This window comes from Fibrobacterota bacterium, assembly GCA_019509785.1.
GTDB lineage: Bacteria > Fibrobacterota > Fibrobacteria > UBA11236 > UBA11236 > Chersky-265.
On the sequence record JAEKLQ010000060.1, the window covers coordinates 1 to 13,328 of the forward strand.

12 protein-coding genes are annotated in these 13,328 nt (G+C 62.6%); 10 read left to right on the forward strand and 2 right to left on the reverse strand.

The window, feature by feature from the left end; translation table 11 throughout:
- The coding region (locus JF616_17875) for a DUF2341 domain-containing protein (GenBank protein ID MBW8889628.1) at positions 1-481 on the reverse strand (481 nt) is incomplete at its 3' end.
- A 273-nt stretch (positions 482-754) separates the two neighbouring features.
- On the opposite strand from JF616_17875, the gene JF616_17880 reads away from it, so the two are divergent.
- From JF616_17880 to JF616_17915, 8 genes are all read left to right on the forward strand, one after another.
- The gene (locus tag JF616_17880; protein MBW8889629.1) at positions 755-3,376 is read left to right on the forward strand and encodes a hypothetical protein; all 2,622 of its coding nucleotides are present in this window, start codon (positions 755-757) and stop codon (positions 3,374-3,376) included.
- Between the two features lie 301 nt (positions 3,377-3,677).
- Positions 3,678-4,094: a hypothetical protein gene (locus JF616_17885; protein ID MBW8889630.1), complete on the forward strand. Its 417-nt coding sequence runs from the start codon at positions 3,678-3,680 to the stop codon at positions 4,092-4,094.
- Positions 4,095-4,195: 101 nt separating this feature from the next.
- On the forward strand, positions 4,196-4,612 hold the full coding sequence (locus tag JF616_17890) for a hypothetical protein (protein ID MBW8889631.1): 417 nt from the start codon (positions 4,196-4,198) through the stop codon (positions 4,610-4,612).
- 7 nt (positions 4,613-4,619) lie between these two features.
- On the forward strand, positions 4,620-5,294 hold the full coding sequence (locus JF616_17895; protein MBW8889632.1) for a hypothetical protein: 675 nt from the start codon (positions 4,620-4,622) through the stop codon (positions 5,292-5,294).
- 87 nt (positions 5,295-5,381) lie between these two features.
- On the forward strand, positions 5,382-6,983 hold the full coding sequence (locus tag JF616_17900; GenBank protein ID MBW8889633.1) for a hypothetical protein: 1,602 nt from the start codon (positions 5,382-5,384) through the stop codon (positions 6,981-6,983).
- Positions 6,959-7,648: a tetratricopeptide repeat protein gene (locus JF616_17905; GenBank protein MBW8889634.1), complete on the forward strand. Its 690-nt coding sequence runs from the start codon at positions 6,959-6,961 to the stop codon at positions 7,646-7,648. The genes JF616_17900 and JF616_17905 overlap by 25 nt, the downstream gene beginning before the upstream one ends.
- A complete protein-coding gene (locus tag JF616_17910) occupies positions 7,645-9,033 on the forward strand; it encodes a serine/threonine protein kinase (GenBank protein ID MBW8889635.1) in 1,389 nt (462 codons plus the stop codon). Before JF616_17905 ends, JF616_17910 begins: the two co-directional genes overlap by 4 nt.
- Positions 9,030-10,847, forward strand: a complete 1,818-nt coding sequence (locus JF616_17915) for a sigma-54-dependent Fis family transcriptional regulator (protein MBW8889636.1) — start codon at positions 9,030-9,032, stop codon at positions 10,845-10,847. Before JF616_17910 ends, JF616_17915 begins: the two co-directional genes overlap by 4 nt.
- Before the next feature lie 30 nt (positions 10,848-10,877).
- Here the strand turns inward: JF616_17915 and JF616_17920 are convergent, their stop codons facing one another.
- The gene (locus JF616_17920) at positions 10,878-11,534 is read right to left on the reverse strand and encodes a sigma-70 family RNA polymerase sigma factor (protein ID MBW8889637.1); all 657 of its coding nucleotides are present in this window, start codon (positions 11,532-11,534) and stop codon (positions 10,878-10,880) included.
- A 205-nt stretch (positions 11,535-11,739) separates the two neighbouring features.
- On the opposite strand from JF616_17920, the gene JF616_17925 reads away from it, so the two are divergent.
- Positions 11,740-12,579, forward strand: coding sequence for a TIGR02147 family protein (locus JF616_17925; protein ID MBW8889638.1), 840 nt, complete (start codon positions 11,740-11,742; stop codon positions 12,577-12,579).
- A gap of 4 nt (positions 12,580-12,583) precedes the next feature.
- A complete protein-coding gene (locus JF616_17930; GenBank protein MBW8889639.1) occupies positions 12,584-13,309 on the forward strand; it encodes a hypothetical protein in 726 nt (241 codons plus the stop codon).
- The last annotated feature ends 19 nt before the right edge of the window (positions 13,310-13,328 follow it).

A 13,328-nucleotide genomic window follows, 5' to 3' on the forward strand; every position in this document is an offset into this window, starting at 1 on the left:
CGGTGGAACCCATGTGCCAAACGCCTTGGAAACCGTCCGCCGTACCGAATACCGCCGGCCCAGAAGAACTGTCCGCAGCGGAAGCTTTGCCCCAGTACGCCCGCAAATGCAGGACTTGGCCCGCCTTGATGGAGGGCAGGCGCACCCAGATGGCGGCCTTGTGCCCGACCCCGTCCCAGGACTCGATTTGATAAGGAAGATGGGTACCGTCAATGGCGGCGAAGCGCAGATCCGATCCATCCGACTTGGCCTGGGTGAAAAGGTCGGCGGACTCCGCGCCTAAGGAAAGGGCCAAAGGGAAGCCGGTAAGATCGGTGGTCACGTTGGCGCCGGCGGGCGATGCGTCCAATGCCAAATCGCGGGAGGAGGCCCAGGAGGCGTAATCCTCCCCGGCCCGGGCCAACGCCGCCAGGGCCAACACCAGGCCCGGAACCCATCGCGCAGTCAGTCGATCGCCACCCATGCGAACCCCTTTGCCCATTGCATTCCCGCGAACATAAGCATCCGGCCCCCTCTTTCCAAGCCGATCCGGAACCGGTGTAGCGAACTTCCGAGAATTTCCGACCAAGGGTGTTTCCTGGGAGGCGGACTCCATGGCTCGGTTTTTTTCCGGGCTCCGGTTCCGATGTCAGTTTCGGCCCAAATGGTTCCATGTCCCAACATTCGGATAGCGCATACGGATTCCCCGCCCTATCTTGGAGCGCAAGCCGGCTTATTCCGTATCCAGGTTCCGATCCATCAGAAGGTATCCGCTATGCGCAGGTTAACCACCGTTCTTGCCCTTTTCGCCAGCACCGCCGCGATGCGGGTTTCGGCCCAAGTCGACATCTTCCCCAAACCCTGGGCCAATCCGGCGCTTTGGTCGGTCGATACCTTATGGGTCGGCGCCTCGTTTACCCGGACCACCCTCCATCCGGTCACGGTCAGTTTGAAAGGGAACGGAGCCGGCTGGACGGGGGACCTTTTCTTCATCGACCCCAAGACGGGAGTGGAAGATCGCCTTTTCGAAAATCATGACCCGGTGGGGACCACGGTGGTACTCAGCGATCGCCACGATATCCCCATTGGCGATACCCTTTACTTCGTGTATCGCGTCACCCAACCCGCAAGCGGGATCTACCCGTCGCCGGCCAGCATTCTGCCGAAGTACACGGGACCGAACATACCCGGCCAAAGCCGATACGTATCCACGCCTACCAATCCGCAATACGGGCACCGCTGGTCGGTAGCGGGACGCGCCAACGACAGCATCGTCGAGTTCGGGTTCGAAGACAACGTCGAACCGGCGAACTCGGATTACGATTTCGACGATATCGTCTTCCGCACCACCCTCTCCCTGGTCAACGATGAAGTGCCCGCCCAACTATCCTTCACCGACAAGGCCGGGACCAAGCTGGCTAATGGGGCCTTCTATTCCCCCGCCAACGATTCCCTGTATCTGGTCTACAGCGACGACTACGTGAACGGCGACATCCGGAAGGAAGTGGTGGTGAAGATCAAGAACCGCCATGGAGCCGCGGCATCGGACAGCGAGAGTGTGTTCGTGCTTCCGCTGAGCCGCGACGGCAGTACGGGTACCTGGAAGGCCCGCCTGCCCATCGAAGAAGCCGGCGGGGTGCCGGGCGATGGGAAAGCGCAGGTGTATTGGCTGGGCGAAGTCAGCGCCTCCGTGAAGTCGCATAGCCGCCTCGGGCAACCGGATGGGGGAACCGCGACGGCCACCTTGAACGTGGCCTATCCGGACAAGCCGGCGACCGTGAACGTACGCGCCTGTCCGGATACCTTGGCGGCCATCGGCAATGCCACGACTTGCGTTACCGTGAAGGTAACCGACCAGAGCTTCACGCGCGGCCTGGACACGGTCTGGGCCGAAGTCCGCTGCGCTTCCGGGGACGTCCTGTCCCGGGTACCTCTTTTCGAGCAACCCGACGGCAGCTATAAGTCGGCCGACATCCCGAAAAACGGCGGGCCGGCCAATGCCGCCGATCAGGCGCTTTCCTGCAAAACGGCCGACGTGATCTCGGTTAGCTATACCGACGAAGTATACGGGCCTACGATTACCAAGGAAGTGAGTTGGAGCCTGGACCTGGCCCAGAGCGCCTACATCAAGGATAGCGATGGCGACGGCAGGGGCGACAAGGTATACGTCGTATTCGCGACCCCGGTGCCTGCCCCTCCCGCGACCGTGACCCCCATCTATTGGAACCAACTGCTCGACGATCCCCAGCACGTCTTCAAGGGAAAACCCAATTCCATTAGCATCGACCCGGCGCGCCCTAGCGTGGTGATCATCGATCTTTCCAACGCCCCTTTCCCGAAGGGCCTGACCGGCATTCCCGCCGGAGCCCTGCCTCCCGTCCTTACCCTTCCAGCGGACAATGCCTTCGGCGGCCAGAAGCCCGTCATCGCCGACTCCATGGGGCCCATCCTCATCAAGGGGGAAATCCATCCCTTCAACGGCCAGGCCAGCGGCAATTCGCAATCGCTGAATGTCGATACCCTTAAGATTACCGTCTCAGAAAAGATGGCCACTCGTTCCGATTGGAAGGACCTGGTCCGGATGGGCGCCGCCTCGAACGGGCAATGTTCCGACTACCCCGCTACCCTTCAGATCGCTCCGTCCGCTCCGCCTACTGCGGATTCGTCGGGACTGATCTATACCCTCCTTCTGGGCGGCGATGCCGGGCCGCGGCCCATGGTCGGCGACTGCGTCTACCTGAACGTAAACGGAACCTACTCCGACCTGTCCGGCAACCTGCCTCCAGTCCATGGGGAAATCCTGACGGGAAATCTTCCCCCCCGACGCATCGAATTCCTGCAAGGCTATCCACCCGTGGCCGGCCTGGATCCGAACCTCCCGAGCTTCGCGGTCAGCAACGGCGATACCCATGCCAGCGGCCAATTCACGACGCAAGCCGGATCGAACTGGGTGGTGGAATGGATCCCTCCCGCCGATTGGCCCGCGGGGTACGTCCCCGGATCCTCAGTCTATTCCCCCGAGAAGCATGCCCCGGGCGACTCCGTAAAGCCGGGCCAGGACCCCGCCAAGAACGAAGGCATGCCTCAGGGCATAGGCGCCGTGCAAGTGGTTTCCACCGCCGAGTACGTCGCCGACGTTTCCATCTACAATAACCTGGGGAGTTGGATGAAGACCTTCTCGCAGGCATTCGGTTACCGAGGCGAGTTGGCCAACACGAAACGCAGGGCGAAGAACGGCAAGGGCCTGGTCAGCTTTCTGGTCTGGGATCTGAAGGACGGGCGCGGGCAGAAAGCCGCCAACGGGGTTTATATCTGGAAAATCCAGTTCCGCTTCAAGACGGGCAAGCAAGTGGTCCGCTACGTTCGCACCGGCGTGGCGCGAAGCCTTTCTAAATGAACCCTCTATTAATACCTGGGCATTTAAGAACTCGGACGAATCAGGTTTCCGATTAGGGTTTGGGGTCTGGAAACCCCAGCCCTAAAAAGGCGCTTATTTTCAACGATTTCAGAGGATTAACGTCTTTATCGCCTCCGACCCCAAGCAACTGGGGTCACAACACCCCAGCCTGTCTTTCTTCCATCCCTCCGTTTCACATACAATCGCCGTTCTGCGATTGGCATCCCTCTTGCATTTACCTTGATTCAAGTTCGTTTCCGCCTTGGCGAAGCGTACGAACCCATAATACCAGGATCGAAGCATGAAGCCTCTAATCGCAACCCTCGCTGTCGGAATGACCCTCGTCTCGGGCGCCTTCGCCCAAGGCAAGCCCGTCGACCCGGCCGCCCATGACAGCACCGGCAATGCCATCTCCAGCGCCAAGTTCGCCGAAGCCATGAAGCATATGCCTGCCGACGTGGCTGCCAAGATCGCTGCAGCCCGCGAAGCAGCAAAAGCCGCCAAAGCCGATATGGATGCGATGAAAGCCTCCGGCAAGACCCCCGATGAAATCAAGGCCGCGATCGCCGAGAAGAAGGCCGCCGCCCAATTGAATCTGCAGAAGGCCCTCGATGCCCTCAATGGACTCCCCGACGACGCGAAGGAACGCACGACTAAAGCCAAGGAAGTCGTGTCCAAGCGCCTCGAGGATCGGAAAGCCGACGCCAAGAACCCTTGATGTCGCTTTCCAAGAGCCCTCCCCGCAAGGGGAGGGCCCCCTTTTTTCCGTATCTTGTCTTATAATATCCTGGCGAGAGAAACCGCAACCCGGCGCCGACCATGAACCTTCGCATCGCCTTCCTCCCCCTCTCCATCGCGGCCCTTCTGACGACCGCAACCTGGGCCGATGATCCCGCCTCGACTCCCGCGCAACAACCGGCCAAGCCCGCAGCGACCGAATCCCATGCGGCCACAGCGAAGCAAGACTACGACGCGATCTTTTCCGACATCCTCAAATCGCTCCCGCAGGATAAGCGGGCCCTGGTGGATTCGGCCCACGGCGCCAAGGGGAACGCCGCCGTACCGGCCCCGGGGCCCGTCGATCCGGATGCGGTCCGCAAGGCCGGAGAAGCCAAACGTTCCCAAGCCCTGCAAGCCTTGCCGCCCGAAGTGAAGGCTCGTGTTGACAAGGCCATCTCCGATCTCGATAATAGACGGAAGCAGAAACAGGCCGAATTCAAGGAACTCGAAAAGTAACGACTTCATGAAAGCCTTTACATTCCTGATGACCGCGGCCCTGGCGACAGCCTGGGCCGTCGACGTTTCCAACCCAGAGATCGGTTATGCCGTCTCCCTGCCGGCCCATTGGAACCTGGCGCAATCCAAACCTTTGCAGGATTATTTCCGCGATAGCACGCGCGCCTACCACAGCCAGATATCCATTTTGCGCTACAGCATCGATAAGGCGACCTATCCGACGGCCGCGAGTTGGAGCCAGGCCCAATTCATCGCCTATAAGCTGAGCGTGGAGAACTCGGTTTTCCCGTACGGCGCGGTCATGTACTACGACTCTTCCCAGGTCGCCAAGATCGGGACGGTATGGGCCCCGGAAGCCTATTCGGTGATGTACCCCGCCGACGGCGATCCGACCTATTGCGAGTATATCCGCTACGCCGCGGTGGGCAACTACGGTTACGAGATCTACGCTATCGGCGATTCCACCGACATGACCAACAACCTGGATTTCTATACCGGGGTGATCGCGACGCTCAAGTTCTCGACGCCGATCGAGGCTGTCGTCCAGGTCCCCGGCGCTCGACGGGCACCAGGCACTCCCGCCGAGCATTGGTTCGACGCCATGGGACGCAAACGCGGCTCGATCGGCGCACCTAACGGGTTCCGTAGCGTCTCCCTCTGGTACCTCAAGCCCGGCGGCTAAGCCGGGCCCCCGGCAGCTGAGACGGGCCCCGGGCGGCCGAACCTTCCCCGCGCGGAAGTGGCCTTCCCCTCCCCCAAAGAACTACAATTGCCCTTACGCATGCTGATCGGGGCGCATCGCCTATATGGCCTCCTGCTGGTTTGCCTGGTTGCCGTATCCGCCGCGCTTGCTTCGGAACCCGCCTATGCCGGGGAGGCCGCCCGGGCGGACAGCCTTTTGCGGGCGGGTAAACCGGAAGAAGCGCTCGCGCCCATCCTGGCGGCCCATGCCGCGGGCATGTCGGAGGACAGCTTGTACTGGATGTTGTCCGAAGCGGCTTGGCGCAAGGGGGCGCTCGATACGGCCATGGGATTCAATCTCGCCATCCGAACTCCTGCCAGCGAACCTTTCCGGGATTCGGTCTTATTGCAAAGATATCGGCTCTATACTTCCGCCGGCCTCGCCCGTGATGCGGGGGCCTTGCGGGATTCCCTTCCGCAGGGCGTCCCCGGAAAAAGCCGGAGGCCGATCCGCCTCACCGCGCGCTTGGGATCGGGGTGGTTCGCGGAAAGGAACGAACCCGCCCGCATGGCTCCCTTCGGGGATCCCGTGGGTTACGCTCCTAACGGCTTCGAGCATCGTTTGGGCGCCGGCATCGCCACGCCATTCGCCCGCTCGGCAAACGTCGATTGGATCGCGGAGCTTGATGTACAGGGTCTGAAGTCCTACGCCAAGGATTCGATCGACTCCCGCGCGGTGGCGACCTTGCGCGAGGAAGGCTGGCTGACGCCCGGCCTTTCGATCGGCGCGGGGGCCGGCGGCGGCCGGGTGACCGGGAGCGGGTGGGTAAGCGACTGCAAGGGCGAGGCCTCCTGGCTATCTTTAAACCCGGGCGGATTTACCATGATGACGGCAGGCGTCGAATCGGAATGGAACGGGGAGGGCCGGAGCCGTTACCAAACGGCTTGGCTCGCCTGGTATCGCGACAATAGCCTGCGCACCGGGCGAGGTTTCAGTTATTCGGCCAGCCTGAGCGGATTCCGATCGGCATCCATCTCCGATGCCTCCAAAACGGGCCTCCTTTACGTGGACGACGTCCGCGCGGCCGCGCCTACGCATTACTCCGATCCCGCCTACGCCAAGGCCATCAACCCGACTTCCAAGAAATTGGACTACCAGTTCTACACCCAGAACCCGGACTCGGCGGACGTCTCTTCGCGCTCGCCGCAATCCTTCCTGTCCATTTCGCCCCAGGCCACTTATGCCTGGCCGCTGCCCGGAAAGCTGGCCGCGGAAATCACCCTGGCCTTGTCCGGTTCCTGGTATCCCGAACCTTATCTGCGGGATTACGCACCCGTGCCCGCGGGCGCGCCCACGTTCCTGCCCGAGGCGTCGAAGGACTCCGCCGTCCTGGTACTGGTCCGCAGCCGCGCCGATGGCCGCGAATACGCCGGATACTTGCACCAGGTGAACGGGGGTTTCGAGGAAAGTTACGGGACCTCTCCGCTCCGGCGCGAAAGGCGGACGCGCCTGGAAGGACAGGGTAGCGCCCAAGCTACCCTGCGGCGCGCCTTCGGCCGCTGGGGGAATATCTCGCTTACCGCGGTCGCGAAACGTTACGCCTCCAATCTGGAGAACGTTTCGCCCATCTGGATCCCGGCCTGGGACGCGGGGATTTCCCTTCAATGGAACGGGGCCTGGGAATGGTGAGCGGATTTTTCCGGCGCATGGCGTTGGCGGCCTTCGCATGGGCCATGCTGTCGGGCTGCCGTTCGGATGAGATCGACAAGGGCCAGGCCTGCCTGGCCTTGGGCGATTATCCCATGGCGCAGCGTTTCTTCGCGCGCGCCGTGGAATCGGATCCCCGCGGCTACGAGGCCCGCCTCGGGCTAGGCCAAGCCCTTTTGCAAAAAGCCTATGCCGAAAACGACAGCTCCGCTTTCGCCGAAGGACTGATGCAATTGGAGGCCTGCCGCACCCTGCGGCCCGCTTCCGATATCGGAGGGCTGCTTTCGGAAGCCTGGTTGGACCGGGCCCGCGGCCTGTTGCGTTCGAAGGATACCTTGGATGCCCTGGCCGCCCTATCCAAGGCCATCGATCGCGAACCGGGCGACCCGCGGCCCGTGAACCTGGCGGGCATCGTTTACGGTAAGCTCGGCGATGCTGCCAAGGCGGAAGCCTTGTTCCGGAAGGCCCTGGGCCTCGATAGCGCCGACGCATCGGCGCATTTCAACTTGGGGATGATCCGCTGGCAGGCCGGGGACGCGCGTGAGGCCCATGCCCATTGGCTCGCGGCCCTCAAGGCGCTTCCCGACGACGAGGACATCCTGTATTGGTTCGCCTTGGCGGAAAAGAAGCTACGGGAGTCCCCATGATCCCCCGCCTCCCCAAAGGCTTCACCCACCCCATGGCCATCGGCGAAGGCTCGTTTTCTTCAGTCTACCGCGCACGTCAGCAAGTACTCGATCGTTGGGTGGCCATCAAGGTGCTCCACGAAAAGGACCCCGGCCTACGGCGCAAGCTGCTGGAAGAGGCGCGCACCCAAGCGAGCCTTTCCATGCCCGGCATCCCGGCGCTCTACGACGCCTTCGCGCGCGGACCCCAGGTCTTCCTGGTGATGGAATGGATCAAAGGCGTGTCCCTGCAAGCCTTGCTCGCGCGGGGAGTGCCCCGCCCCGCCGATCGCGCGGCCTTGGCCACGGCCCTGGTCTCCGCCCTGGCCGAACTGCATCGGCGCGGTTTCGCCCATCGCGATCTGAAGCCCGCCAACGTCCTGGTCTCCGTTTCCCAGACCGTACACCTGGTCGACTTCGGCTTCGCCAAGAGAATCGGGGAAGGCGGCATGTCCATGGCCGGAGTCGTGAAAGGCACTCCCGCCTACATGGCCCCGGAAATCTGGCGGGGCGATGCCGGTGCCGATTTGATGCGCGCGGATCTCTACGCCCTAGGCCGCGTCCTTTCCGAGTTGGACCCGGGCCCGCCCTGGAAAGAACTGGCAGCCCCCTTGCTTTCCCTGGAGCCTTCGGCGCGACCCGAATCGGCCGCCGCCCTGTGGGAAGCCTGGCGGGTCCCGCCCCCGGCGGTCTTCGCCGCGGGTTTCAAGGAGTCGCTGGAAAAGTCGGCCTCCGAGGCCTTATCCCGCCTGCTCTTGAAAGCCTCCCAGCAATTGCTGCTCGCGCGCCGCCGGGAGGAAGCCTATTGGCTGCTCGCGGAATGCCTGCAAGAGGATCCCGAATACGCCGAGGCCTTGAAGCTGATGGAAGCATTCCCGCAGGTGGCGGGCGGCCGTTTCCGAAACCGCAAGGCTTGGGCCGTGGGCGTGGCCGCCGGGGTAGCCGCCGCCTTGGCGATAGGCTATTTCGCGGGGCGCGCCAGCGAACGCCATGATCGGGTCGCAGCGCCTAGGCCCCGGGGGGAAACCCGCGCGTTACTCCTGCCCGGGCGATCGGCCCGCAGCGCCGAGGAAGCAAGCCGCTTTCGCGAGGTTGGCGTCGGTTCATCGGGCGTCGGATCGGCTGGCGACGGGACGCTTAGCGGCGGGGCCGGGCGCTTGTCCGGATGGGTCTTTCTGGATCCGGCCCTCCCCTGCGATAGCATACGGATCGACGGCAGGCTGCGGCCGGCTCGATCCATGTCCCAAGGCTTGGCCTTGCGTCCCGGCGAGCACGCCATCGCCTGCGCCGCGTCCCCGCGTCCCGAACGATTCAATCTGCTGCCCTTCCAGCGCAAGATCCTGAAGCTTAAAGGTGGGCCCGGATGAGCGCGGCCACGCTGGGCCCGCGCCTGGTGCGCGAAACCGACGGCGAAATCGTCGCGCTTACGGGCCGCTTGTTGACTTTGGGATCGGCGTCCGAGTGCGGGCTACGCGTGCCCGGCCGTAAGGCGCCCCCCGTCGCCGGCCACGTGCTCTTCAAAGCCGGCGGCTACCAATTGCAGGACCTCTCCCCCGAGCGCGTCATACGTTTGAATGGCGGGCCCGTGAACGGCCTGCAACCGCTGTCCGAGGGCGACCGGATCGAAATCGCAGGAACCGCCTTCACCTTCCGGTCGGATGCCGAAGCCTGGGCCCCCGCGGCCGCGAAAAGCGCTTCGCCCTTGGCCGAGCTTATCGAATGCGTGACGGGGCTGCTCGCCGAGAAGGGCCCCGACCTCTTTCCCGCCCTGGTCGCCAGCGTCTCGCGCTTGCTTCGCTGCGATGCCGCCCGCGTGGTGGAAGAGGATTCCGCCGGGGAACGCAGGACGCTCGCCCGTTACCCCGCGGGCGCGGGCTTGGATCGGTTCTCCCGGCGGGCCATCGAGTGGGCGAAGGAATCCCGCAGCGCTGTCCTGATGCAGGGCAGCGATTGGGAGGACGGCGACAGCATCAACTCCCTGCGCAAGAACGCCATCGGAACCATCCTCTGCGTTTGCCTGCGGGAAGGCGAAGTTACGGCCCTCGAAGATGATCCGATCGGTTATCTGTACCTCGATCGCCTGGGCGGATCGGACCCGTTCACCGAAGAGGATCGCGTCTTCTGCGAATCCCTAGGCCGCCTATTCGGGGCGCTCTTGACGCAACGGCGCGCCTTGGCCCGCCAGCAGGAATCCATCGCTCGCCTGCAACAGGCCCAAGCCGGACCCGCCCCGGGCATCATCCACGCGTCCCCGGCCATGACCGCCGCCCTGGATCTGGCGCGCAAGATGGCGCGCACCGGAGGCAACGTGCTTGTCCGGGGCGAGACGGGCACCGGCAAGGAAATGCTGGCGCGCTTCCTGCACGCGCAATCGCCGCGCGCCGCCAAGCCCTTCCTGGCCATGAATTGCGGCGCCATTCCCGAGAACCTGATCGAAAGCGAACTCTTCGGGCACGAGAAGGGATCCTTCACGGGCGCCGACCAGCGGAAGATCGGTTTGTTCGAGGCCGCCGACGGCGGCACCGTTTTCCTGGACGAGATCGGCGACTTGCCCTTATCCCTTCAGGTCAAGCTTTTGCGCATCCTTCAAGAAGGCGAAATCAACCGCATCGGCAATCCCAATCCCGTGAAGGTGGACGTGCGCGTGGTCTCGGCCACGCATCGCGATTTGGCCGCCGAGGTGGCGGGCGGCCGGTTCCGCCAGGATTTGTTTTTCCGCCTGTCCGTGCTGGATCTCTCCCTTCCGCCTTTGCGCGAACGGGGCCAGGACGTGCTGTTGTTGGCCGAATACCTGCTGCGGAAATACTTGCAGCAATTCGGCTTGCCGGCGAAAACCCTTTCCCAAAGCGCGCGCAACAAGCTGCTCGAATACGCTTTTCCCGGGAACGTGCGCGAACTGGAAAACGTGATCCAGAAAGCGATCCTTCTGTGCGACGGCCCGTCCATCCGGGGAGAGGACCTGCAATGGCAAGCGGGCGGGAACGAGGCGCGGAAGCCGGGCGCCCTGCCCACTTTAAAGGAGGCGCGTTCCCGCGCCGAAAAGGAAGCCATCGCCGCCGCGTTGGATCGCAGCGGGGGCAACGTATCCCTGGCCGCCAAGCTCCTCGACGTCGATCGGAAATGGATGATGAAACTGATGGAAGAGGCCGGCCTCAGCGCCGACGCCTACCGCAAGGGATAGGGACGGCCTCGGGGCCTGCCGGCAAGCGCCCTACTTCGCTTCCGTGAAAAGGCCCGGGCGGTCCCGGCGCAAGCGCGCCACGATCATATTCCGGGCGCGATGCAAGCGTACCCGGACCAGGGTCGGTGTGATCCCGAGGGCCTCCGCCGCTTCTTCCCCGGTCATGCCTTCCACGTCCCGGAGATGCCAGGCCTCCCGGTACAGATCGGGAATACCCTGGGCCGCGGCCCGTACCTGCTTAATTAAAAGCGTCTGATGCGCATGCTCGTCCGGCCAAGGGTCCACGGCCTCGATGTCCAAGCTATGTTCCGGGGCCTGCTCGACGCCGTAACCCGGCTTGTATTTTTCCGAAAGGCGATCCATGACTTTATGATGCGCCAAAGAATACACCCAGGTGGTGAGGCGGGACTTGCCTTCGAAGCGCGGAAGGCTACGGTGGACCGCCAGGAAAGTCTCCTGCATAACGTCTTCGATGGCCTCGGTGTCGCGTAGCCAACGCCCGATGAACCGGATTAGGGGAAAGCGCAGATGGACGGTCAGATCGCGGAAAGCCCGATCCGCCACCGGAGGCCCGTTCCGTAAGGCTTTCAAGAAAGCGGGAGAATTGACCTCCGATGCGAGGTCCCGCGGCATTTCCGCCACCCTGACCTGGACTTTGACCCCTATTTCCTCAACTACCACGACCATGTATTTCCCTTTTGAATCCATGCGGGACCCGTTTTACCGGACCTGGAACAAAACTACGCTTGCCGGCCCCGGGAGGAGCCGTCGGGGAAGCCATTTTCGTATACATTTGTTAACGGGAAAAGGAGGCCGAGGGGTATACTGAGGGCTTCCCGTCGGGTATACTGGATCTGCCGGCCCTCCGCGAAACGTCCGGCACACGAGTAATATGAGCAACGAGAATAAAGCGCCGGACGTACTGCATTACTCGAACTACCGCACCTACCTGGCGGATTATTACGAGTTCAAGAAATCCGATTCACCGATCTTTTCCCATCGCTACTTCGCGAAGAAGGCGGGGATCAGCAGCCCCAATTACCTGAAGATGGTCATGGATGGTAAGCGTAATCTCACCAAGAAATCCCTGGTCAAGTTCGCGGTGGCATTGGAACTCAAGGGAACGAGGGCCGAATTCTTCGAGAATCTGGTTTTTTTCAACCAAGCCGAGACGTTACCCGAGCGCAATGTGTATTATGGGAATATCTTACGGACGCGTGCCAAGGCCGGGCTGCGCAGGCTCGACGAAGCCCAGTTCCAGCTGTTCTCGGATTGGCGCCATATCGCGGTGCGCGAGTTGGCGGCCGCCAAGGGCTTCCGGCCGGATGCCAAGTGGGTGGCGAAGAAGATGGGGAAAGCCATCACGGAAAAGGAAGCGGAGGAATCCTTGAAGCTCTTGGCCATGCTCGGCCTGCTTAAGAAGACCGCCAACGGCTTCGCGCAAAGCGACGTGAACATCACTACCTCCGACGAAGTACGCTCCTTGCTGGTCAAGAACTACCATCACCAAATGATCCGCATGGCCGCCGCCTCTCTCGATACGCTGCCCGCTGCTAAGCGCGATATCTCCTCCATTACCATCCCCATCCATGCCAAGGATTTCGCGAAGGTGAAGGAACAGATCCAATTGATGCGGAAAGAGCTGTTGAACCTGGCGGCCGAACCCGGCGTGGGCGAGGACGTGGTGCAGGTGAACATCCAGCTTTTCCCCCTTACCGAGATGGGGGCCTGAGGAAATGCGTCAGCGTTTGGCGTGGCTGCTGGGAGCGGCCCTGGCCATTGCCGGGTGCGACGATCGCCGGGCCGGCACGGAGGTGGGGAACCCCGAGATCACGGTCACCGCCCGTTCCTCTATCTTCAATGATTACGATTCCGTGGAAATATCCTCCCTGCATCTCATGATGATGGGAATGGACTACCTCCTTTCCGGGACGAATTCGGCCGTCGATTCGGGCGTCTGCTGGAAATACCCGGGCGGAACATTGTTGAACCTGGCCGACGATTACACGACCTTGAAGGATACGTCGGTCGAGGACGGCCACTGGTCGCGGACCGAGATCGTCCTGCGCGCGCCGGATGGGGCCGCCGGGCTTCCCAACCCGGCAGATATCCGCACCTGGGACAATCCGCGTTACGTCAAATTCAACTACATCCGCGAATCGCAACGGGACACCCTTCCGGCGCTCTTCGAATGGCCTCAGGGGATGGAAATCCACCTCGTGTTCGGACCGGCGCAAGTGGACACTTGGCGCTGGGAGGGCCAAATCTGGGTTCCCTTCCAATTTTTCGCCACTCCCTGGAGCGACGCATTCAATATCACCAATCGGACTTGGACTTTCCGGAAGGACGGCCGGGGCGCGCGGTACATCCTGTTCTCTTCCCAGGAGAATCCGTCCACATGGGCGGACCTGTATGCGAGCCTACCACAATGCTTCGGGGCCGATTCCGTTATCATCCGCTGAGCCTCCGGATCGGTACAGG